The organism is Streptomyces diacarni, assembly GCF_003323715.1.
In the GTDB taxonomy this organism is placed as follows: Bacteria; Actinomycetota; Actinomycetes; order Streptomycetales; family Streptomycetaceae; genus Streptomyces; species Streptomyces diacarni.
Window position 1 is genome coordinate 87,960 of the sequence record NZ_QOIN01000035.1, and the last position, 20,822, is coordinate 108,781.

19 protein-coding genes are annotated in these 20,822 nt (G+C 75.8%); 3 read left to right on the plus strand and 16 right to left on the minus strand.

Annotated features, from left to right (window positions below):
* Window positions 1–47 precede the first annotated feature (47 nt).
* The 4 genes from DTL70_RS08075 to DTL70_RS08090 all read right to left on the minus strand — a co-directional run bounded on the left by DTL70_RS08075 (window position 48) and on the right by DTL70_RS08090 (window position 2,932).
* Complete coding sequence (locus DTL70_RS08075; protein ID WP_114021177.1) at window positions 48–686, minus strand: transglycosylase SLT domain-containing protein; 639 nt, start codon at window positions 684–686, stop codon at window positions 48–50.
* Window positions 687–1,198: 512 nt separating this feature from the next.
* Entirely contained in the window at window positions 1,199–1,540 is a 342-nt protein-coding gene (locus tag DTL70_RS08080; RefSeq protein WP_114021178.1) for a hypothetical protein, read from the minus strand.
* A gap of 197 nt (window positions 1,541–1,737) precedes the next feature.
* Window positions 1,738–2,148, minus strand: coding sequence for a hypothetical protein (locus tag DTL70_RS08085; protein WP_114021179.1), 411 nt, complete (start codon window positions 2,146–2,148; stop codon window positions 1,738–1,740).
* 10 nt (window positions 2,149–2,158) lie between these two features.
* On the minus strand, window positions 2,159–2,932 hold the full coding sequence (locus DTL70_RS08090; protein WP_114021180.1) for a hypothetical protein: 774 nt from the start codon (window positions 2,930–2,932) through the stop codon (window positions 2,159–2,161).
* A 231-nt stretch (window positions 2,933–3,163) separates the two neighbouring features.
* Between DTL70_RS08090 and DTL70_RS08095 the strand changes: the two genes are divergently transcribed.
* The 3 genes from DTL70_RS08095 (at window position 3,164) to DTL70_RS08105 (ending at window position 6,989) form a co-directional block, all read left to right on the plus strand.
* A complete protein-coding gene (locus DTL70_RS08095; protein ID WP_220183595.1) occupies window positions 3,164–3,895 on the plus strand; it encodes a Crp/Fnr family transcriptional regulator in 732 nt (243 codons plus the stop codon).
* A gap of 182 nt (window positions 3,896–4,077) precedes the next feature.
* Window positions 4,078–6,699, plus strand: coding sequence for an ATP-binding protein (locus DTL70_RS08100; protein WP_114021181.1), 2,622 nt, complete (start codon window positions 4,078–4,080; stop codon window positions 6,697–6,699).
* A gap of 41 nt (window positions 6,700–6,740) precedes the next feature.
* Window positions 6,741–6,989 carry a hypothetical protein gene (locus DTL70_RS08105; RefSeq protein ID WP_114021182.1) on the plus strand — a complete coding sequence of 83 codons (249 nt, stop codon included), beginning with the start codon at window positions 6,741–6,743 and terminating at the stop codon, window positions 6,987–6,989.
* Window positions 6,990–7,079: 90 nt separating this feature from the next.
* Here DTL70_RS08105 and DTL70_RS08110 read toward each other — a convergent pair whose 3' ends face one another.
* The 12 genes from DTL70_RS08110 to DTL70_RS08165 all read right to left on the minus strand — a co-directional run bounded on the left by DTL70_RS08110 (window position 7,080) and on the right by DTL70_RS08165 (window position 20,702).
* Window positions 7,080–7,637, minus strand: coding sequence for a type 1 glutamine amidotransferase domain-containing protein (locus DTL70_RS08110; protein ID WP_114021183.1), 558 nt, complete (start codon window positions 7,635–7,637; stop codon window positions 7,080–7,082).
* A 192-nt stretch (window positions 7,638–7,829) separates the two neighbouring features.
* Window positions 7,830–8,723 carry a polysaccharide pyruvyl transferase family protein gene (locus DTL70_RS08115; protein ID WP_114021184.1) on the minus strand — a complete coding sequence of 298 codons (894 nt, stop codon included), beginning with the start codon at window positions 8,721–8,723 and terminating at the stop codon, window positions 7,830–7,832.
* Complete coding sequence (locus DTL70_RS08120; protein ID WP_114021185.1) at window positions 8,720–9,970, minus strand: glycosyltransferase family 9 protein; 1,251 nt, start codon at window positions 9,968–9,970, stop codon at window positions 8,720–8,722. Before DTL70_RS08120 ends, DTL70_RS08115 begins: the two co-directional genes overlap by 4 nt.
* Window positions 9,967–11,613, minus strand: a complete 1,647-nt coding sequence (rfaE2, locus tag DTL70_RS08125) for a D-glycero-beta-D-manno-heptose 1-phosphate adenylyltransferase (protein ID WP_245979120.1) — start codon at window positions 11,611–11,613, stop codon at window positions 9,967–9,969. The genes DTL70_RS08120 and rfaE2 overlap by 4 nt, the downstream gene beginning before the upstream one ends.
* A 61-nt stretch (window positions 11,614–11,674) precedes the next feature.
* Window positions 11,675–12,355: a D-sedoheptulose-7-phosphate isomerase gene (locus tag DTL70_RS08130; protein ID WP_114021186.1), complete on the minus strand. Its 681-nt coding sequence runs from the start codon at window positions 12,353–12,355 to the stop codon at window positions 11,675–11,677.
* A 214-nt stretch (window positions 12,356–12,569) separates the two neighbouring features.
* Window positions 12,570–13,832 carry a glycosyltransferase gene (locus tag DTL70_RS08135; protein WP_114021187.1) on the minus strand — a complete coding sequence of 421 codons (1,263 nt, stop codon included), beginning with the start codon at window positions 13,830–13,832 and terminating at the stop codon, window positions 12,570–12,572.
* Window positions 13,832–14,797, minus strand: a complete 966-nt coding sequence (locus tag DTL70_RS08140) for a glycosyltransferase (protein ID WP_114021188.1) — start codon at window positions 14,795–14,797, stop codon at window positions 13,832–13,834. The genes DTL70_RS08135 and DTL70_RS08140 overlap by 1 nt, the downstream gene beginning before the upstream one ends.
* Complete coding sequence (locus DTL70_RS08145; RefSeq protein WP_114021189.1) at window positions 14,794–15,993, minus strand: glycosyltransferase family 9 protein; 1,200 nt, start codon at window positions 15,991–15,993, stop codon at window positions 14,794–14,796. The genes DTL70_RS08140 and DTL70_RS08145 overlap by 4 nt, the downstream gene beginning before the upstream one ends.
* Complete coding sequence (locus tag DTL70_RS08150) at window positions 15,990–16,811, minus strand: D-glycero-alpha-D-manno-heptose-1,7-bisphosphate 7-phosphatase (protein ID WP_245979121.1); 822 nt, start codon at window positions 16,809–16,811, stop codon at window positions 15,990–15,992. The genes DTL70_RS08145 and DTL70_RS08150 overlap by 4 nt, the downstream gene beginning before the upstream one ends.
* Window positions 16,808–17,842 (minus strand): glycosyltransferase family 2 protein, encoded by a 1,035-nt coding sequence (locus DTL70_RS08155; protein ID WP_114021190.1) that lies wholly within the window; start codon window positions 17,840–17,842, stop codon window positions 16,808–16,810. The genes DTL70_RS08150 and DTL70_RS08155 overlap by 4 nt, the downstream gene beginning before the upstream one ends.
* A complete protein-coding gene (locus tag DTL70_RS08160; protein WP_114021191.1) occupies window positions 17,839–19,596 on the minus strand; it encodes a carbamoyltransferase family protein in 1,758 nt (585 codons plus the stop codon). The genes DTL70_RS08155 and DTL70_RS08160 overlap by 4 nt, the downstream gene beginning before the upstream one ends.
* Window positions 19,597–19,703: 107 nt before the next feature.
* A complete protein-coding gene (locus DTL70_RS08165; RefSeq protein ID WP_114021192.1) occupies window positions 19,704–20,702 on the minus strand; it encodes an NAD-dependent epimerase/dehydratase family protein in 999 nt (332 codons plus the stop codon).
* Between the last annotated feature and the right edge of the window lie 120 nt (window positions 20,703–20,822).

The following is a 20,822-nucleotide window of genomic DNA, read 5'->3' on the forward strand; positions in this document are numbered from 1 at the left end:
GTATGTGCGTGGTGCCTGTGCGGTTGTCGGCTGTTGGGGCCTTCTGCTCAGTAGGCGGAGTCGACGTTGTCCATGGTGCCGTAGCGGTCGGCGGCGTAGTTGCAGGCGGCGACGATGTTGGCCACGGGGTCGGTGAGCTTATCGGCGGTGCCCTTGACGTGGTACTGGTCGAAGGTGGGCTGGATCACCTGGAGCAGGCCCCTGGAAGGGGTGCCCTTCTGAGCGTTGACGTCCCAGTCGTTGACCGCGTTGGGGTCGCCGGCGGACTCGCGGATGATGTTGCGCTTGATGCCGTCGTAGGAGCCGGGGATGTCGTGCTTGTCCATGATGGCCTTGGCCTCACGGATCCAGCCGTCCAGATTGTCGGGGTAGGACTTGCCGTCCTTCGCCTCGGCCTTGGTCTCCGCCTTGCCCTCGGCCTTGGCCTTGCTCTCGGAGCTCTCGGGCTTGGCCTCGTCCTTCGCGTCGGCCGTGGCGGGCTTCGTCCCCGGCCTGGGGGCGTGCGCGGCGGCGTCGGCCTTGGCGACCTCGTCGACCTTGACCGCGTAGGAGGCGGGCTTGGCCGGCTTCGCCTCGTCCTGGGTGGCGGCGTGGGCGGTGCCGGTCAGCGTGGCGGTGGCGATACCGGCGGCACCCAGGACGGTCAGGCCGGTGGACAGCTTGGTGTTGCGCAGAGCAGTACGCATGCGAGCGGGATGCCTTTCGAAGGGGGACACATCCGGCCGCGCTCCCCGGGCTCCGTGCCCGGTCTCGTCGCGACCTGGGCCCACCCTGCGGACCGGCTCCCCACCACGACAACTATGTGACGTACTATCCCGCTTCGTCCGATTCGCCGAGCGGCGAGGTGCTCCGCTGTCTTGACCCCCAGCGGGGGCAAAATGGACATCCGAAGCCGTTTCGTATGTGACGTGGCCCCTATGGGTGCCCTCACACGCGCCCCCCACCGCCCTCACCGACAGCCCAGTGACCCCTCACGCACCGTCGCCGGAATCCACCCCCCAACGGGGCTCCCGGCGGTGCGTGAGGGCGGTACACGTGCGCTCGGACAGCAGCGCAGGGCGGCTTCCGGGGCGCAACCGGATCTGGCTGGCCAAACGCCACCCTCCCGCGCTGCTCGTACCGTCTACCTGGGTGCGTGGACGCTGCTCACGCTGGCCCGCACCCGCCACCACCCGGCGCCCCCGGTCCGCGGTCTCGTCTAGCCCCAGGCGCCGTCGTCATCTCCCAGCACCCGGGGAGCGAACACGCCGCCGCCCGGGCCGCTTCCGTTCTCGCCCGGCGCGAACCCGCCGTGGCCCGGTTGGCCGCCGTTGTCGCCCGGCGCGAACGTGCCGTTGCCCGGTTGGCCGCCGTTGTCGCCCGGCGCGAACCCGCCGTGGCCCGGGCCGCCCTCGTTGTCGTCCGGCAGGGTGGTCGAGTGTCCGGCGGCTGTCTGGTCGCCCGCATCGACTGCTGCCGCTGTCCCTGCCGCAGCCCCGACGCCACCGCCCGCGATCAGCGCGACCGCGACCGCGCGGGCGATCAGTTTCCTTACAGTCATGAAATCCCCTCGTGTACAGGCCGGTGCGTCCGACCGGCCACCAATGTCTGCACGCATGGGCGCCGGCACCGATAGTAGGGCGCAGCGGGCCGACAGCGGCCCTCGCACCTACGAGGTGGACAAACCTGAGGAGCGGTGCAGGCCCCCCCGGGGGTGGGGGCCGGGAAGGCGGCATGCCCTGGTGGCGAGCCCGGCCCTCAGGCGTGGAGGTCGCCGTGTTGGACGGCGATGATCGTGCCGGAGTCTCTGGCGTCGTTGGTCTGCGCGAAGAGGACGGTGCGGCGTTCCTGGGGGAGGGCGGCGCCGACCTCGGCGGCCAGGCTGGCCAGGTCCTGGCGGCACGAGGGGGACCGCTCCAGGAGAGCCGTCAGTTCCAGGGTCCACAGGCCGAGGAGGGTCCGCCGGACGTCGTCGGGTGCCGTGGCCTCGTCGACGAGGGCGGCGTTGCGGTCGAGTTGCGTGGCGATCGCGGCCCGGCGGTCGTGGGTCTCGTCGCGGTGGAAGAGGCGCAGGACGGCCCCTCTCGTGTTCTGCCACAGGTCCGTCGCCATGGCCGCGACGACCGCCGCGGCGCCCGTCTCGGCGAGGGCCGCCAACTCCTGGGTCACGGACGCTCCTTCACTGGCCGCGGGTGAGGTGGATGTTCTGCGTGCCGTGCTGTGTCGCGTAGACGACCCCGTTGCCCGACGCCCGGTTGACCATCTTTCCCGGGGCCCGAGCGGCCGGGGCCTCGTCGGCCGGGGCCGGAGCGGCCGGGGACTCGTCGGCCGGGGCGGTGGTGGCGTCGGGTTCGGGTGTGTGCGGGGGGCCCGTGTACCCGGGCAGGTGCAGCCACGCGTCCGCGGCGTGCTCCTTCTCCGCGAGGGTGACCTTGCCGAACGTCTCGGGTTCGATGCCGGGGTAGCCGTGGCGCACGGTCTCGTCGTAGAAGTGCTGCGAGATCAGGAGTGAGGCGGTCACGGTGTCGGGGGCCGCGTCGAGGGCGGCCCGCGCCTGCCGGGCGTCGAGCAGTCTGGCGAGGACTTCGAGGGGACGTCCTGTGACCTGGCCGTCCCGACCGAGGCAGACGTCTCCCGCGTGCAGCGCGACACGGACCCTGATGCTGGTCAGGGGGCCCGCCATGCGGTTGTGGGCGCGCAGGCGGACCGCGAGTTCGGGCAGCAGTGGATGGATCAGCCGCCTCTTGCGGACGCCGGGCGGCGCGGTGATCCGGAAACCGTCGCCCAGGTCGTCCCTGAGGCAGGCGTCCCAGTCGATGCCGCTCTCTTCGAGGGCCTCGCGGAGCGACTCGCGCAGTACGTCGCGGATTCGGTGCAGCGCCACGTTGCCGCGCGCCGCCGAGTGCGCGATGTCGACGGCCAGCAGAGCCCGGTGTTCCAGTCTCGGTTCCATGCGCTCCTCCATGACGGCGGCGGCACCACGGCAGCGGCGGCACGGTGGCGGAGGTGACTCCTGGCGTGCCCGTGTCCGCCGAGCGCCACGATGCCCGCTCGGTGGCGCCCGGATCCCGTAGTCGTACGGGATTCGGCCGAAATTCGCGGGGCCGGTTGTCGGTGAAGACCCCACCCGCGGCGCGTCGCGCGGCGCACACTGGTGCGGGAAGCAGCGAGCCAGGGGGGACGTGTGGGGGACGCAGGCGCCTGTCGGAACGCCCGCGGTGGACGGTCCCGGGCCGGCCCCGGCTGGCCCGCGCCGAGTCTGCTGGGCGGTCTCGGCGGTGCCGCGCGCGACCAGTTGCTCGCCCTGGGTGTGCACACCAGGTACGAGGCCGGCCGTGTCCTCATCCGCGAGGCGGAGCCGACCGGTTTCGTCCTCGTCCTGCTCGGCGGCGTGGTGAAGGTGACCGCGCGTACCCATGACGGGCGGGACGCGCTGCTCGCGGTGCGCATGGGCGGCGACCTGGTCGGCGAGTTCGCCGCCGTGGACGGCGGCCCGCGCTCGGCGACGGTAACCACGTGCGGGGCCGTGGCCGCCAGGCTCGTCACCCGTGGCGACTTCCTCGACTGCCTGCGCAGGGAGCCGCGGATCGCGCACGCCGTCAACGCCTCCATCGTGACCAAGCTGCGCGCCGCCAACAGGCACCGCGTCGACTTCGCCGGATGCGACGCCGGTACCCGGCTGGCCCGGGTACTGCACCAGATCGCGATGACGTACGGGGAGCCGCTGGGCGCCGGGGCGGTCATCCGCTGGCCCCTCACCCAGCCGGAGCTGGCCACGTTGTCCGGTGCGGCGGAACCCACCGTGCACAAGGCGCTGCGCAGGCTCCGCGAGACGGGCGTGATCTCCACGGGGTACCGGTCCATCACGGTGGAGGATCTCGCCCTGCTGCGCGGCGTGGCGTTCGCCGCCCCGTGACGGTGGAGGAATCGAGCAGAAACCGTCGTGTGACGGGATCGCCGCACCGGACCGTTCCTAGTGTGGCGCACGGAGACCGAGGCGCACGGAGACCGAGGGGCACGGAGACCGAGGGGCACGGAGACCGAGGGGCGAGGACACGGGCCGTGTGGACGCGCGGCCCGGGAAGGCGGTGGTGAGGCATGGAACAGCCGGAAGACCACAACGACGCGGCGACCACCGGCTCCGGACAGGGCGGCGCGCGGGAACCGGGCCAGGCGGCCGGGTACCGGGTGGACATCGGCGGTGCCGCGAGCGGGCCGGTGATCGCGGGACACCACAACGTGGTGGTGGACGCCCAGCACGGGTCCGCCGTCACCTTGCTGATGGCGGGGCAGCGGCCCCGGCCCGTCCGCCGGGACCGTGTCAGCCTGCTGCCCGGGCGGCGACAGACCCCGCTGGGCCGGAACGCGGAACTGGCGGCCCTGGCCGACGCCGTCGGCTCCGGCGGCCCGGTGCTGCTGTGGGGGCCTCCCGGCGTCGGCAAGAGCACCCTGCTCCGCCACGCCGCGCGCAACCTGTCGCCCGGCCCCGACGGCGTGCTGCTCCTGTCCGCCACCCACAGGGAACCCAGGGACCTGGCCCAGGACCTCTTCGAGGCCTGCTACGACACCGACGGATACGCCCCCTCCGGCACCGAACTGCGCCGCCTGATGGCCGGTGTGGAGGTGACGGTCTACCTCGACGACGTCGATCTGACCACCGAGCAGTTACAGGAACTCATGGACGCGGCGCCCGACGCCACGTTCGTCCTCACCAGCCGCGAGCGGGTACTGCTCGGCGCGGGCACGGCGCTGGAGATCAAGGGGCTGGACCGGGCAGCGGGCCTGGAACTGCTGGCCCGCGAACTCGGCCGCCCCCGGCCCGAGGAAGCGCAGGCCGCCGCCGAGCTGTGGCAGGCGGCGGAGGGAGTGCCCCTGCTGCTTCTGCGCGCGGCGGCCCTCGCCCGGCGGGACGGCTCCGGCGGCGTGCTGCTGCCACGGCCCGGCGCGAGCGCGGAGCTGCTGCCGCTGCTCCTCGACCAGTTGGACCGCGACACCGCGAACGTGCTGCACCTCCTGGCGACCCTGGCCGGCGCCGAACTCGCCGCCGCGCACATCAGCGCACTGACCGAGGTGCCCGACGCCTCCGCCGTGTGCGGACGCCTCGTGGACCTCGGCCTCGCCACGGTCACGGGGGTCGGGCACCGGTGCGCCGCCGACGTCGTGGAGGCCGTGCGGGAACGCCGCCCGGAACCGTTCCCCGTCGAACCCCTGTGCCTCCATCTCGCGCGGTGGGCCGCGCAGCCGTCCACCCCGCCCGCCGACGTCGCCGACCACGCGCGCGCCCTGGAGGCGGCCGCCGAACTGGCCGAGCACGCCGGACGCCCCGACCTCACCGTCGACCTCGCACGCGCCGCAGCCCCCGCTCTGGCCCGCGCGCTGCGGACCGACGCGTGGGGACGGATGCTCGAAATCGGCCTGGAAGCGGCCCAGCGCACGGGCGACACCCGTGCGGTCGCCTACTTCACCCACGAGAGCGGCGTGCGGAGCCTCGTCACCGGGCGGCGTGTCGTGGCCGGGATCCTGCTGTCCGAGGCCGTGGTGCTCTGGCGCCAAATCGGTGACCATGTCGGCGCCGACGCCGCGGCGGGCGCGGGGCAGTACGCGCCCGCCCCGCCCTCGGTGGCACCCGACGGAGGCGCCGCGACGGCCCCGAACGGCGGCAGCGCCCCGAACGCCGACCCGTCTTCCTCCGACGTCACCGGTTCGACCGGTGACGCGCCCCAGCACGGTGACCCCGGCTCGTCCGGCGATCCGGGGTCGTACGGTGACGGAACCGCGGGGCAGACCGGACAGGGCGCCCCCGCGGACAGCGGCACGACCCCCGACACCACCGCGACCCCCGACACCACCGCGACTCCCGACGCCGGCCCCGATCCCCATGCCACCCCGGACGCCGCACCTGACGGCGGCTCCACGGTCGATCCCGGCTTGACCGACCACCCGGCGGCTCACACGGGGGAGTTCGCCCAGGGCCCGGCCGGTCCAGGCCCCGCGCCGGACGTGTCCAGCGCCACGACGGCGCAGGTACCGTCCGGCGCGGGAGGAGCCGGCGGCACAGCGGGCGCCACCCACGCGGGCTCCTCGGCCGCGACGGGGGCCGCCGCCACGGGCGGCGCTTCCGTGGGCACGGCGGTGCTGACCACGATCGCCGTCGTCGCCGCCGTCGCCATCGGCGGGATCGCCTACGAGAAGCACCAGGAGTCGCAGGGGCGGAAGGACCTGGCGACGCTGGAGACCCCCACACCGCTCCGGGACACTCCGACGCCGAGGCTGGACCTGCCTACGCGCGACGCGCCGGACCCGGCACCGCGCGAGGAGACCACCGAGCCGCCGGAGCCGACGTTCACGCGGGAACCGGTTCCGGAACCGACCCCGACCCCCACCCCCACCGGGCTCGCCGGGACGTGGCGAGACAGTCGGGGGGAGGTCTTCTCGCTCTCCGAAAAGGCGCCTGGCGTCTACACCATGAAGTTCGCTGCCTGCACCGGTGGTTTCACCACCGCGGAGTTCAGAGGCGGCAACGGCACCTATCGCGGAAATCCGTCGGTGTCCGCGAAGGTCAACGGCTCGTGCGGCCGACTGGACCTGAGTGCGACCATCACCCTCGCCGGTGGGGACGACAGCGACACCGGCCAGTACACGGAACAGCTGCGTCCGGGGTCCTCCCAGAGCATGCAGTGCTACACCTGTGGAACGCGAACGATCACCCGCGTGCGGTGACACCGGCCGCCTTCTTCCGCCTGCGACGACAAGGAGACCCCATGGCACCCGCACCGGACAACAGCTACTCGGTCAGGGTCGGCGGTGACGCCTCCGGCCCCGTCGTGGCCGGTCACGACAACCGTCTCGAGATCCGACACGCCCCGGCCGGCGGCGCGTCGGGGGCCGGGGACGAGCCCGGGAACACCCCGGACACCCAGACCAACACGGCGAGCGACAACGCCAGCGTCTACACCGTCATGAACGGCGAGTTGCACATCCACCAGGCCGAAGGGACCGAGGGGGCCTAGCCGGTGCAGGCCAGGCCCGGTCGGTCCCTCCACCTCGCCGGGCGGCGCGCCGGAGCGGACGACCTCCGCTGCCTGCCCGCGGGGTGGGCCTCAGGCGGGCTGGAGCGCGCCGGTGAACTCCCGTACGACGGCGTTGCAGAAGGCGGGCAGGTCGTGCGGGCCGCGGCTGGAGATGAGCCGGCCGTCCACGACGACCTCCTCGTCGACGACCTCGGCGCCCGCGTTGCGCAGGTCGGTGCGGATGCTCGGCCACGAGGTGAGGTGCCGCCCGCTGAGTGTGCCCGCCTCCGCCAGGGTCCAGGGGCCGTGGCAGATGGTGGCCACGGGCTTGCCGGCCTCCATGAACTCCCGCGCGAAGCGCACCGCGTCGGGGTCGGTGCGCAGCTGGTCCGGGTTCATGGTGCCGCCCGGCAGCAGCAGGGCGTCGTAGTCCCGTACGGCGGCGTCGGCCACCTGCTTGTCCACGGGGAAGGTGCCCGCCGGGTCGATGTCCATCTGGCGCGCGTTGATCTGACCGGTGTGGAGGGAGACCAGCTCCGTCTCCGCGCCGGCGCCGTGCAGCGCGCCGCGCGGCTCCTCCAGCTCGACGCGTTCGACCCCGTCGGTGGCGAGAATGGCGACCTTCTTGCCGTGCAGTTCCTCGGTCATGGTGCGGTGTCCCTCCGCTGTCGGTGCCGGCTCCGTGTCCGGCGTCCGCTCACCACAACAGGCTCCCATCCGGCCGCCCAAAAGTGTCAAACGGGACGAAATGCCGAGCGGTGGGACCGCGTCACCGTGAGTCGGTCCCGCGTCACCGTGAGCCCGCATCTGTCACCGAGAGGCGGCCCGCGTCACCGTGAGTCAGCCGCCGAGGGCGCGGTGCAGCAGCCCCGCCAGGGTGTCGGGGGGTGGCGCCGCGGCGTGGGCGGCGGCCCGGGCGCGGCCCTCGGCGCGGGCCCAGTCCCACCAGTGCTGCAAGGTCTCCCCGTCAAGCCGCTCGGCGGGGATCACGGCGGGCCAGTCGAGCGCCCGCGCCTGGGCGCTGACCTTCGCGCCGCCCGCCACGGGGTCGACGGCGATGACGGGCACGCCCACGCGCAGCGCGAGCACCAGCCCGTGCAGGCGGTTGGTCACCACCAGGTCGGTCCTGGCCAGGAGGGCGTCCACCTGCTCGGGGGTGGCGCACAGCCGCCAGTCGCGGGTGTCCAGCCGCGTCTCCAGCGGCAGCCGCGCGCAGTCGTGCGCCCCCAGCCACGCGGTGAGGCGCCGCACGGTCTCCTCGTGGCGGCGCTGCCCCGCGTACTCGTGCTGTCCCGAGGTCAGCACGGTGGCCACCACGCAGGGCGGCTCCCGGGGAGGCCGGGTGCCCGCCGACAGGTCGGGCCTCGGGTCGGTGGGCGGCGGCCCGTCCCTGGCGATCACCTCCCCGAAACCGCGCACCGCACGTGACCCGGGGTCGATGACGGAGACGCCCACGGCGATGCGGCGGCAGTGTGCGAACTCCTCGTGCAGGGCGGCGACCTGCGGGCCGTGCAGCGGCCCGCAGGCGAAGACCAGCAGGTCGTAGCGTTCGGGGCGGACCGTGGCCAGCGACAGCTCGCCGGGCCGGAACGCCGGGCTCCACGCCACGTCGTAGGCCAGCCCCGCCTCCCGCGCCACGCCCTCGACGCGGCGCAGCGCCAGCACGTCCCCGGCGGTCGCCTCTCCGTCCTCGAAGCTGAACCACCCCGTCAGCAGCGCCCGTCGGAAACTCACGGTGCTCCGCCCTCCCGGCCCGCGGTGGGCGCGGCGCCGGCGGGCACCGTTCCCTCCGCCGCGTCGCGCGCGGCGACGTCACCGGACCCGCCGCCTTCCCGCGCGCCGCGCGTGCCCGTCGTACCGGTGCTCGCCTCCCCCGGGTCCCTGCCGGGCGGGCATGCCTCGCCGGGTGGCCGCGGGGCCGGGTCCTCCAGGCGCGCGCAGGCGTCGAGCACGTCGGCCGGGTGCAGCCGCAGCAGGCGGGGGTCGGGGCGGGCGCCGTGCGGGTCGCCGGGGCGCGGCCCCTCGCCGGGGGAGGGGCGCCACAGCGATTGGTGCCGTGGGTGCGGCGGCGGGCCCCACAGCGCGGGGGAGACGGGGCCGAACAGGACGACGGACGGGGCGGCGAGAGCGGAGGCGAGGTGAGCGACGCCCGTGTCGCCGACCACCACGGCGCGGGCCCTGGCCACCAGCGCGGCCAGCAGCTCGAAGGGGAGGCCCGAGGCGCCGCCCGGCACCGCGCGCGCCGGGAGTCCGGCGCGCGCGGCCACCTCGTGCGCCAGGGCGAGTTCGCCGGGGCCGTGCGTGAGGACGACCTCGTCGCCGCGCGCCCGCAGTCCCCGCGCGACCTGGGCGAACCGTTCGGCCGGCCACCGCCGGGCGCCCGCGTCGGCTCCCGGGTGCACAACCACGGCGCCCGGTGCGGGCGAGGGCACCTCGGGGCCGCCGAGCAGCAGGTCGCCGGGGTCGGCGGGGATGCCGTACCACCGCAGCAGGCGGCACCAGCGCAGCCGTTCGTGCTCGTTCTCCCGCCAGGCGGGTGCCGAGCTCTCCGCGTAGGCGAGCAGGCGTGCCGGTGCGCTCGCCGCGAGCGCGTCGCGGCTGGGCGTTCCGTTGCCGTGCAGGTCGACGGCCAGCCGGGGTGGCGGCCACGGCCAGCCGAGCGCGGCGGGGACCTCGCGGGCCGTGCCGCCCGCGGGCAGCAGCACGTCGGCGACCTGGGCGGCGCGGGCCGCCGGGGCCAGCCACGCCGGTGCGGCCAGGACCAGTTCGTGTGCGGGGTGGGCCCGCCGCAGCGCCCGCAGCGCCGGTATGGCGGTCAGCAGGTCGCCCAGTCCCAGCGCCCGCAGTACCAGCGTCCTGGGCGTCCCGGCCCGGGTCCCGGCACCCGTACGGAGCGCGACGGGCCGCCCCTCGCCCTCCTCGCCGCGGGCCGGGCCGCCGCCGGGCCGCCGCCCCCGCGCGCCGGGGCCGCTCCCGCTCACGACTCCACCCCGGACCGCCCGCCGGGCCCGCCGGGCCCGTCCCGCCCGTCCGAACCCGCCGCATCGCCACCCGGATTGGCGACCCCGGCCGTGCCACTCGCCCCACCTGAACCACTCGCCCCACCTGAACCGCCCGCCCCGGCCGCTCCGTTCACCCTGCCCGCCCCTGCCGTTCTGCCCGTCCCGCCCGTCCCTGCCGTCCCTGCCGAGCGTCCTGCGCGGCGGGCGAGTGCGGTGGTGGAGCGGCCGTCCAGGTACGGCAGGAGGAGAACACGGCCGCCCCACTCCTCCAACGTGGCGGCTTCGGGGAGGCGTTCGGTGCCGTAGTCGCCGCCCTTGACCCACACGTGCGGCCGCAGGTCGCGCAGCAGCAGTTCGGGGGTGTGCTCGTCGAAGACGGCGACCGCGTCGACGCAGTCGAGCCCCGCCAGCACGGAGATCCGGTCGGCCTCGGGGGTGAGGGGGCGGCCCTCGCCCTTCAACCGGCGCACGGACACGTCCGAGTTGAGGCAGACGATGAGGCAGTCCCCGGTGCGGCGGGCGTTTTGCAACATGCCGACGTGCCCGGCGTGCAGCAGGTCGAAGCAGCCGCCGGTGGCGACGACGGTGCCGCCGCGTGCCCGCACGGACGCGGCCAGGGCACGGGCGTCCGCCAGCGAGCGGTCGGCGGCGCGCACCGGCGGCGGCGCGGCGGACGCCGACGGGGCGCTGCCGGGCACGCCGCCCCACAGCCGGGCGTTGCGCACACCCCCCGCGGCCACGAAAGCGCCGGACTGCCGTACCGCCTCGTGAGTGGCCTCCTCGGGCAGAGCGCCCTCGGACAGGGCGCGGGCCGCTGTCGCGGCGAAGCAGTCGCCGGCGCCGCACGGGTCGCCGTCGGCTTCCTGGAGCGGCGGGAAGTAGAGGGGGGCCTCGTCTCCCGGCCTGGCCAGTACGGCGCCGCGCCGCCCCAGCGTCACGGTCACGGCCGCGCTGCGCCACGCGGTGGCGAGGGCGGCGCCGCGCCGCCCGTGCCCGTGCAGCCCTTCGCCGTCCGCGTCGGGGTGCGGGCCGGCGCACAGCGCTGAGGCCTCGGCGGCGTTGGGGGTGACCAGGCGGGTGCCGGGAACGGGGGGTTCGCCGCGCGGATGCGGGTCCCACACGACCTGGGTGTGTCCGGCCAGTACGGCGAGTTCGGCGCGCAGCCGGGCGGCGACCCCGCGCCCGTAGTCGGCGACGAGCACGGTGTGCGCTCCGGCGAGCGCGGCCCGCACCTCGTCGGTGACGGGCCCCACGGTGCCGCCGCCCCGGTCGACCCGCAGCAGCGGACGGCCCTCGGCGCACAGCCGGGTCTTGACGGGGACGCTGCCGCGCAGGGGCAACTCCAGCACCTCGACGTGCGGGGCGAGCAGGTCGCGGACGAGCTGGTCGGAGCGGCTTTGGCCCAGCGCGGTGACCAGGACGACCCGGGGGCGGTCGGCGTCCGGACCGGGGAAGGCGGTGGCGAGGACGGCGGCGAGCCCGGCGCCGCCGGGCCTGCTGTGCTCCTCGGACACGTCCAGTACCGGAGCGGGCGCGTCCGGCGCCAGCCGGCTGGCCTGGCCCTCGACGTCGGTGTCCAGCAGGGTGTCGCCGACGACGACGAGCGGGCGGTTGCGCGGCATGCACGCCTCCTTCGGGGGCGGGGCTTGAGCAGGTGGCCCGGGCGGCGGCGCGCCCCTCGGGTCACCTCTCGGGCGACATCTCGGGCGCAGACGTGTGCTCCGCCGCCGGCAGCCTCACCTGGCCGTCCACGGCCGGCGGCGGGGCCGTCGCGGCGAGCAGGCCGGCGGCCGACGGACCGGCCGCGTCGAACGCCGCGCACAGCAGGTGCACGGCGACCAGGTGCACCTCCTGCACGGTCGCGGTGGTGGCCGCGGTCACGCACAGCGCGTCGTCGGCGGCCGTGGCCAGCGGGTTGGGTCGCGGCCCGGTCAGTGCCCACACCCGCAGTCCGGCGCGGCGTCCGGCGGCCGCCGCGGTGAGCAGGTTCTCGCTCCGTCCCGAGGTGGACAGCAGCATCAGCACGTCGCCGCGGCGCCCGTGGGCCGCGACCTGGCGGGCGTACAGCTCGGCGAAGCCGTAGTCGTTGCCGATGGCCGTGACGGCGGAGGTGTCGGCGTGCAGGGCGATCGCCGAATAGGGGGGACGCTCGCCCTGGTAGCGGCCGAGGAGCTCGGCGGTCAGGTGCTGTGCCTGGGCGGCGCTGCCGCCGTTGCCCGCGGCCAGCAGCCGCCCGCCGTCGCGCAGTACCTCGGCCAGTTCCTCGCCCCACGCGCTCACGTGGGCGGCGTGGGTCCGCCGGAAGGCGGCGACGGCCTGTTCGAGCGCCTGGCAGTGGGTGTGTGCGGGGTCGATGGGGAGCATGGTGGTGGCCGCGGGCCGGATGATGGGGCCGCGGCCTCCCTCCTTCGTGTGACGTGAGACGACAGGGGGCCGGCGCCAGAGGCGGGGCGGACGGGACCGCCGGACGCCGCGGACGGCCCTCAGAGGAGACGCCGCGGGGACGGCCCTCGGGGGAGGCGTCGCGGGGACGGCCCTCAGGGGAGGCGTCGCGGGGACGGCCCTCGGGGGAGGGCCGTCACGGGGCGGCCGTGACCGTGGCCGGTTCGGCGGCGGGCGCGGAGCGGGCCGCGAGCACGTCCCGGTAGACCTCCTCGGTCTGGCTCACCACCCGCTCCCAGCTGTAGCGGGAGAGCACCCGGCGCCGCCCTGAGGCACCGTAGGCCCGGCCTCGCGCGGGCATCGCCAGCAGTGTCCGTACGGCCCTCGCCAGCGCGGCGGGGTCCTGCGGCGGCACGAGAAGCCCCGTGCCGCGGTGCGCGACGGTGTCGCGCTGGCCGCCGACCTCGGTGGCCACCACGGGCGTGCCGCAGCTCATGGCCTCCAGCGGGACGATGCCGAACGGCTCGTAGTCGGCGGGGCACAGCACCGCGTCGGCGGCCCGCATCAGCCGCGGCACCTCCTCGCGGCCCAGCCCGCCCGTCAGGTGCACCCGGTCGGCGACGCCCAGCTCCCGCGCCAGCGCGCGCAGCCGCCGCGCCTCCGGGTCCCGGTCCAGCGCGGGGCCGCCGGGACCGCCCGCGACGAGGAGCTCGGCGCCGGGTACGCGGGCGAGCGCGGCGATGGAGACGGCCGCGCCCTTGCGCGGCACAAGACGCCCCACCTGGACCAGCAGCGGACGCCGCGCCGGGCGCGGCCACAGCGGCCCCGTGGGCGTGAACACGTCCGGGTCGACTCCGCAGGGCACCACCGAGACCCGGTCGGCGCCCACGCCCATCGCGGCCAGTTCCTCGACCTCGTCGCGGCAGGTCGCGATGATCCGGTCGCAGGCGGTGCCGACCGCCGTCTCGCAGGGGATGCGCTCCCCCGGACTGGTGTCGGCCTCCTTCTGGTGCCGCCTCTTGACGGTGCCCAGCGCGTGGTAGGTGTGCGCGAACGGCAGCGCCCGCTCCTGCGCGGCCTGGAGGGTGGCCAGGCCCGACATCCAGAAGTGCGAGTGGACCAGGTGGGGCCGCTCGGCGGCCCACTGGGCGGACAGGAACGCGCCGAACATGCCCATGTGGGGCAGCAGTTCGTCCTTCGTTACGGGTTCGGGCGGCCCGGCGGGCACGTGGTGGACGTCGACACCGTGGCGCAGCGGCAGCCGCTCGGGCAGGTCGGGGGAGTCCCGCCGGGTGTAGACGGTCACCCGGTGCCCGCGGGCGGCCAGCGTCTCGGCGAGCCGCGCCACGTGGACGTTCTGGCCGCCCGCGTCGGCCCCGCCCAGGGCGGCCAGCGGACTGGCGTGCTCGGAGACCAGCGCGATCCGCAGCGGCGCCTGCTCCTTCTTTCCGCCCGTCATCAGCGGGTCACCTCCTCGAGAAGCCGCTCCCAGCTGTGCAGGAACGGTTTGAGCCCGTAGCGGCCCAGTGCGGCGCGCCGCGCACGGGCCCCGTCCTCGGCGGCCGCCTGGGGCTCGTGCAGATAGCGGCGGGCCGCGTCGGCCAGCACCTCGGTCCTGGTGGAGAGCACCCCGGCGCCCTCGGGCACCGCCTCGACGGCTTCGGTGGTGGCCAGCGCGACCACCGGCATGCCCAGGTGCATGGCCTCCAGCAGGGACAGGCCCAGCGACGTCCAGCGCACCGGGTGCAGGTAGCAGCGCCGCCGCGCCAGCTCGGTGTGCAGCCGCTCCTGCGGCAGGTCCTCGGCGCGGCACCGCTCGGGGCCGAGACCCAGGTGTGCGGGGAGGCCTTCGGTGCGCATGCCGAACACGTCCAGCGGCGCGGCCTCGCTGAGCGCGGGCAGCAGGTCGGTGCCCACGTGGCGGCCGCGCCGCACGGGGTCGTTGACGACGACGGCGGCCCGCTCCAGCTCGCCGGTCCACCGGTGTCCCGGGTCGACGATGCCGTGTTCGATGACGGTGGTGGGTGTCGAGCCGTTGTCCCAGAAGAGCCGGTTGAAGTGGGTGACGTGCACCAGCGTCAGCCCTGGCCTGTCCGCGTACGGGTGGCGGGTGTCCGGCACGTTCCCGTCGGGCGCGTTGTGCTCCAGGTAGACGGCGGGGATGTCGCGTCCCGGGCGGCGCCCGCCCAGCCAGCGGGCGGCCAGCTCCTCCTCGTGGGGGCGTTGCAGCACGACGGCGTCCACGTCCGCCTCGGCGAGCTCCTGCGGGGTCACCTCGCGTACGGAGTCGGGCCAGGCGAACGTCTCGGCGCGGCCCAGCCCGTCCAGGCCGCGGTCGGGCAGCACCGGCACCAGGTAGGTGTGCGGTCCTTGCACGAACGCCGTCGTCCAGGAGCCGTGCACGTGCCAGATCAGGATGTTCATGCCCCGGCCTTTCGGTTCGTCGTCACAGTCGCGCGGGCCGCGCCGCGCGCCGCACCGGCGGTGCTGTGCGCTGGGGTGGTGCTGTCCGCACGGTTGGTGCGTGGCGTACGGGCGCTGCGCGAACGGGCGGCGGGCGGCAGCCGGTCGAGCGCGGCCAGCACCTCCGCGTCCTCGATCCCGTCCAGGCAGGGGTGGCCCGACACGGGGCAGGCCACCGCGCGGGTGCCGGCGCACGGCGCGTCCGGGTCGCCCAACAGCACGTGCGGCACCCCGAAGGGCGCCCACCGTCCGGCCGGGACGACGGGCGCGAACAGGCACACGACCGGAGTGCCCACCGCCGCCGCCAGATGGGAGGGGCCCGTGTTGCCGACGACCACCGCGCGGGCGCCGGCCAGCACGCCGGCCAGCTCGTGCAACCCGGTGCGGCCACCCAGGTCGAGGGCGTGCTCCCCGGCGACGGCGGCCGTCAGTTCCTTCTCCGAGGCGCCGCCCGTGACCACCACCCGGTGCCCGGCCCCGGCCAGCGCCGCCACCGCGCGCGCCGCCCGCCGTTCGCTCCAGGCGCGGGCGGGCGCGGTGGCGCCGGGATGGACGACGACGTAGGGGTCGGTGCCGGTCAGCGGGCTGGTGTCGGGCGGGGGCTGGATGTCCAGTCCGCCGTGGTCGCCGGGCGGGAGGGCGAACCCGGCGGCGGCCGCCAGGTCCATCGCGGCCCGCGCCTCGTGCCGCCCGCGCCCCCTGCGGTGCCGCAGCTGGAGCAGCGAGCCGGGATAGTCCTCGCTGTCGGCGGCCACCCACTCCACCCCGGCCAGCTTCAGCAGCAGCGCGGCCGGCAGCGGGCTCTGGTGGTAGGAGGTGAGGATCAGCGCGCGGTCGAAACGCCGGGCGGCCAGGGCGGCGACGAGCGCGTCGGCGGCCTGCCCGTCCACCGCCGCCGGGTCGCGCCCCACCCACGGGGCGTCGAACGTGACGACCTCGTCGACCCCGGGCAGCAGCCGTGCCGCCGTCTGCCCCAGCGGTCCCGCCAGCAGCGTGACGCGTCGCGACCCGGCGGCCGCCATCCGCACGGCGGGCCCCGCCAGCAGGACGTCGCCGACGCTGTCGAGCCGCACCACGAGCGTGTGGGGGCGGTCCGCGCCGCGAGGCGCGGCGTCGCCGGGTGCGGGGTGGCGGGGCGTGCGTTCCGGGTGCGTCATCCGAGGCCTCCGGGGCGGGAGCGGGGGTGGGCGCGTGCGCCGCCCGGGCGCGCGCCCGTGCCGCGCTCGGGGCGGCGGCCCGGCGCTTCGTTCGCGGGGGAGGAGGCGGCCCCGTGTGCGGGGCCGAGCAGGGTGCGGACCGCCGAGGCCAGGTGGCCCGCGGTGTGCGGGGCCGCGTCGGTCTCCTCGGGCCGCGTGGCCTCGTTGGGGACGAGCAGACCGGGCGCGCCCGCGTGGTGGGCCGCCAGCAGGTCGGTGCCGATGTCGCCGACGACGACCGTGCGGCCCGGGGGCAGGCCCAGTACCCGGCAGACCGCGTGCACCAGTCCCGGCGCCGGCTTGCGGCAGCCGCATCCCGCGCCGGGTATGTGCGGGCACACGGCCGTGACCTCGATGGGTCCCAGCAGTTCCGCCATGCGCGCGTGCAGCGCTTCGAGCTGGGCCAGGGTGAGCAGGCCGCGCCCGATGTCGGGCTGGTTGGTCACCACGGCGGCGCGTGTCCCCGCGGCCTCCAGCAGCCGCATGGCCTCCGCCGCGTGGGGCCGGGCCCGTACCCGGGCGGGGTCGGTGTTGTGCGGCACGTCCTCGATGAGGGTGCCGTCCCGGTCGAAGAGCACGGCCGCGGGCGCGCCTTCGGGCGCGGCATCGGGCGGGGCGCCGGCCCCCGGCGCGCTGACGGGCGCCGGCGCGCTGCCGGTGGGGATCCGCAGCAGCGGCGCGTCAGGCCCGTCCTGGTACCAGGTGGCGGCCGCGGTGCGGAGCACCACGCCGGCGCGCGCCGTGCCGTGCGGCGGCCTGCCCGCGGTGCGGATGCTCACGGCCACACCCCCGTGCCGTCGCACCACCGGGCGGGCCGGGACTGGAGCTGGGCGCGGGCCCAGTGGAAGGTGGCCACCGGCGGGATCAGCAGGCTGCTGAGGGCCATGGTGACGCCCTCGTCGCGGGTGCGGGGGCCCGGGCGCAGCCGGGCGGTCAGCAGCTCCGCGGTGCCCAGCAGCCACAGCCCGCCCAGCGCCGCCGCGACGCGGGGCCTTCCGGCGGCCAGCCCGCCGAGGGCCGCCCCTGCCGCCGCCGTGGTGACCAGGTGCCGGGGCAGCCGGCCGCGCGCCGCGCCGGCCCGCCGCCACCATCCGGGACCGTGCAGCCGGTTCATCAGCACGTCGTCCGCGTTGCCGCGCTGCGCCCGCACCGACACCCAGCGGTCGGCGGCGCGCACCGGGTGGACGGTGTGCCGTTCGCCCTCCGCCAGCGACCAGCCCGCCGCGTCCAGCCGCAGGGCGAGGTCGGCGTCCTCGCGGAACGCGCGGCGGAAGCGTTCGTCGAACCCGCCGACCGCCTCCAGCGCGTCGCGCCGGTAGGCCATGTCGGCGGTGATCCACTGCGCGGTGGCCAGCCCGGCGGTGTTGCGTTCCCAGTCCGTGGGCGGCCGGTCCGCGGGCAGCGGGACGGTGATGCGCCCCTGGGTGCCCGCCGTGCGGAGGGGGGAGGCCTCCGCCGCCGCCAGGTCGGCGGCCAGCCGTGCCGTCCAGCGCTCACCGGGGACGACGTCGTCGTCGAGGAAGGCGATCCACTCCTCCTCGGCGGCGCGCCAGCCCACGTTCCGCGCGGCGGCGGGCCCGGCGGCCGCTCCGGGCACCACCGTGACCAGCTCGGCCAGGTCCGCGGGCACCTCGACGGGCAGCGGGTCGCACTGCTGGGCCGGGCGGTCGTCGACGAGCACGATCCGGCGGGGCAGCGGCGGTCCGGCCTCGGCCAGCGCCTGGAGCGTGCGGTTCAGCGACGGCCTGCCCAGGGTCGGGATGACGACCGCGAACGCGGGCGCCCGGCGTCCGCCGCCCGCGCGGCTCACGCCGCCTCCCCGTGGAGGACGCCGGTCTCCCGGGGCGGGCCCTCGGCCTCCGGGGGCGGTGCCTCGGCCTCCCTGGGCGGCGAGCCGGCGGCGTGGGACGGCGCGTCGGCCGCGCGGTGGAAGAAGTCGGCTCTGCGCACCACGTACGGGCCGATGGCGAGGAGGTCGACGGGGGAGGAGCCGAAGCACTCCAGCGCGTCGCGCGGATCGTCCACCATGGGACGGCCCGCCGTGTTGAGGCTGGTGTTGACGACGACGGGCAGCCCCGTCAGCCGCTCGAACGCGGTCAGTATCCGCGCCACCAGCGGCTCCCTCTCGCTGCTGACGGTCTGGATACGGGCCGTGCCGTCGGTGTGCACGACCGCCGGGATACGGTCCAGCCAGGCGGTCCGCACCTCGTGGACGAACAGCATGTACGGGCTGGGCAGCACCCCGTCGAAGATCTCCGGCGCCCGCTCCCGCAGGACCATGGGGGCCACGGGGCGGAACTGTTCGCGGCCCTTGACGTCGTTGAGCCGCTCCAGGTTGGCGGCCCTGCCCGGGTGCGCCAGCAGCGAGCGGTGCCCCAGTGCGCGCGGCCCGTACTCGCTGCGGCCCTGGAACCAGGCGACGATCCCGTCGTCGGCCAGCGCGCGGGCCACCGTCTCGGCCACGTCGTCGGGCTCCTCGAACGGCACCCCCGCCACCGTCAGCCACTCGCGCAGCGCGCTGTCCTCCCAGCGCCGCCCCAGGTCGGCCCCGGCCATCGGCGCGGTGGCGTCACCGCCCTGGGCGGCCAGGGCCAGCGCCCCGCCCAGCGCGGTCCCCGCGTCCCCCGCCGCCGGCTGCACCCACACCTGCGAGAACGGGCCCTCGGCGGCGATCCGCGAGTTGGCCACGCAGTTGAGCGCGACGCCGCCCGCCATGGTCAGCAGTTCGTCGTGGGTCCGGCCGTGCAGCCAGCGCACCATGTCCAGCAGCGTGTCCTCCAGACACCGCTGGGCGCTTGCCGCCAGATCGGCGTGCTCCTGGGTGAAGTCCTGCCCCGGCCTGGCAGGCGGGGCGAAGCTCTCCCAGGGCACCTGTTCGGCCACGAACCCGCCGTCCCCGGTGGAGTGCACGTACCGGCTCAGCTCGGCGGCCATGCGCGGCTTCCCGTAGGAGGCCAGCGCCATCACCTTGTACTCGTCCGAGGAGCGCAGGAACCCCAGGTGCGTGGTCAGTTCCTCGTAGACCAGACCCAGCGAGTGCGGCAGCTGCTGGCCGCGCAGCGGCTCGACGACACCGCCCCGGCGGCGCCCCGCCAGATGGGACGTCGACTCGCCGCGCCCGTCCACCACCAGTACGGAGGAGCGGTCCGCGTCCGGCGCGGCGAACGCCGAGGAGGCCGCGTGCGCCAGGTGGTGCGCCACGAAGTGCACCTTCTCCGGCTCCAGACCCGGCAGCGCCTCGCGCAGGAAGGAGGGGGCCTCGCGCGCGTAGGTGAGGCGCAGCGGGTCCCACGGGTCGTCAAGACCCATGTCGGCTGCGGGCTTGGCCAGGTCCGGGTCGAAGGAGTAGGCCACCGCGTCGAGGTCCTGCGGCCGCAGCCCCGCCTCGGCCAGGCACCAGGCGGCCGCCTGCTGGGGGAGCTCCCAGGCGGCGAACGGCACCGGGCGTTTGCCGTGCTTGCGGCGGGAGAACCGCTCCTCCTCCGCCGCGGCCACGGTGTGCCCGTCGATGACGAGCGCCGCCGCCGGGTCGTGGAAGAGAGCGTTGATTCCGAGAACGCGCATGGTCTGGTCCGCCTTTCGCCGGACGGGCGCCGACTGGAGAAGGGGGGGGCGGTGGGGGAGGGTGACGCGGGGAGGGGGTGCGGCTTGAGGGACGCGGAGGGGCGGCGTCATCCGGCGGCGTGCTGCCGGAACCAGTCGATGGTGCGCCGCAGTCCGTCCCTGGCCGTCACCGTCGGCTCCCACTGGAGCTTGCCGCGGGCCAGGGTGATGTCGGGACAGCGCACCGCCGGGTCGTCGCTGGGCCGCTCGATGAAGCGCAGCCCCGAGGCGGAGCCGGCCAGCTCGATGACGAGCCGGGCCAGTTCCTGCATGGTGATCTCGTCCGGGTTGCCGATGTTGACGGGCCCGGGCAGCTCGGATCCCGCCATCGCCAGGACGCCGCGCACGGTGTCGTCGACGTACGCCAGCGACCGCGTCTGGCGCCCGTCCCCGGTCACCGTCAGCTCCTCGCCCGCCAGCGCCTGCCGCACGAAGGTGGGGACGGCGCGGCCGTCGTAGCCGCGCATCCGCGGCCCGTAGGTGTTGAAGAGGCGGACGATGCCCACGTCGGCGCCGCGGGCACGGGCCTCGGCCGCCGTCAGTGCCTCACCGAACCGCTTGGCCTCGTCGTACACGCTGCGCGGCCCCACCGGATTGACGTGGCCCCAGTAGCGTTCGCTCTGCGGATGTTCCTGCGGATCGCCGTAGGCCTCCGAGGTGGAGGCGTGCAGGAAACGCGCACCGTGGCGCCGGGCCAGCGCCAGCGCGTTGCGGGTGCCGGAGCTGCCCGTCTCCAGGGTGTGCAGGGGCATGCGCAGATAGTCGGCCGGGGACGCGGGCGAGGCGAAGTTCAGCACCAGATCGGGGGCACGGGCGGCGCCTGCGCCCGCCACCTCGGCGTCGAACGGGTGGCAGATGTCGGCCTCGACGAGATGGAATCCCGGGCGGCCCGTCACATGCGCCACATTCTCCCGCCTGCCGGTGCAGAAATCGTCGACACACGTGACCTCGCATCCGCCTTCGAGTAGCGCGGTGCACAAATGCGAGCCGACGAATCCGGCGCCGCCCGTGACGACGGCGTGCCGGAATCCCCGGAAACCGGGTATGGAGCCGGTGGGCTTGTCCATGAGCACTCCTGAGGCTTTCGCTCAGTTGTCCCGAAGAGCGTGCGCGACACCGTCAGGAACCGCGCGGAAACCGCCGTGCCGAGCACCGGTGTGCTCGCCCTCACAAGCCTGCGGCGACCC

Bases quoted from the DNA above. Each gene is read 5' to 3' on its own strand.
- DTL70_RS08075 (WP_114021177.1), bottom strand. From the start codon at position 686: ATGCGTACTGCTCTGCGCAACACCAAGCTGTCCACCGGCCTGACCGTC.
- DTL70_RS08080 (WP_114021178.1), bottom strand. From the start codon at position 1,540: ATGACTGTAAGGAAACTGATCGCCCGCGCGGTCGCGGTCGCGCTGATC.
- DTL70_RS08090 (WP_114021180.1), bottom strand. From the start codon at position 2,932: ATGGAACCGAGACTGGAACACCGGGCTCTGCTGGCCGTCGACATCGCG.
- DTL70_RS08100 (WP_114021181.1), top strand. From the start codon at position 4,078: ATGGAACAGCCGGAAGACCACAACGACGCGGCGACCACCGGCTCCGGA.
- DTL70_RS08105 (WP_114021182.1), top strand. From the start codon at position 6,741: ATGGCACCCGCACCGGACAACAGCTACTCGGTCAGGGTCGGCGGTGAC.
- DTL70_RS08110 (WP_114021183.1), bottom strand. From the start codon at position 7,637: ATGACCGAGGAACTGCACGGCAAGAAGGTCGCCATTCTCGCCACCGAC.
- rfaE2 (WP_245979120.1), bottom strand. From the start codon at position 11,613: ATGCCGCGCAACCGCCCGCTCGTCGTCGTCGGCGACACCCTGCTGGAC.
- DTL70_RS08130 (WP_114021186.1), bottom strand. From the start codon at position 12,355: ATGCTCCCCATCGACCCCGCACACACCCACTGCCAGGCGCTCGAACAG.
- DTL70_RS08135 (WP_114021187.1), bottom strand. From the start codon at position 13,832: ATGACGGGCGGAAAGAAGGAGCAGGCGCCGCTGCGGATCGCGCTGGTC.
- DTL70_RS08140 (WP_114021188.1), bottom strand. From the start codon at position 14,797: ATGAACATCCTGATCTGGCACGTGCACGGCTCCTGGACGACGGCGTTC.
- DTL70_RS08145 (WP_114021189.1), bottom strand. From the start codon at position 15,993: ATGACGCACCCGGAACGCACGCCCCGCCACCCCGCACCCGGCGACGCC.
- DTL70_RS08160 (WP_114021191.1), bottom strand. From the start codon at position 19,596: ATGCGCGTTCTCGGAATCAACGCTCTCTTCCACGACCCGGCGGCGGCG.
- DTL70_RS08165 (WP_114021192.1), bottom strand. From the start codon at position 20,702: ATGGACAAGCCCACCGGCTCCATACCCGGTTTCCGGGGATTCCGGCAC.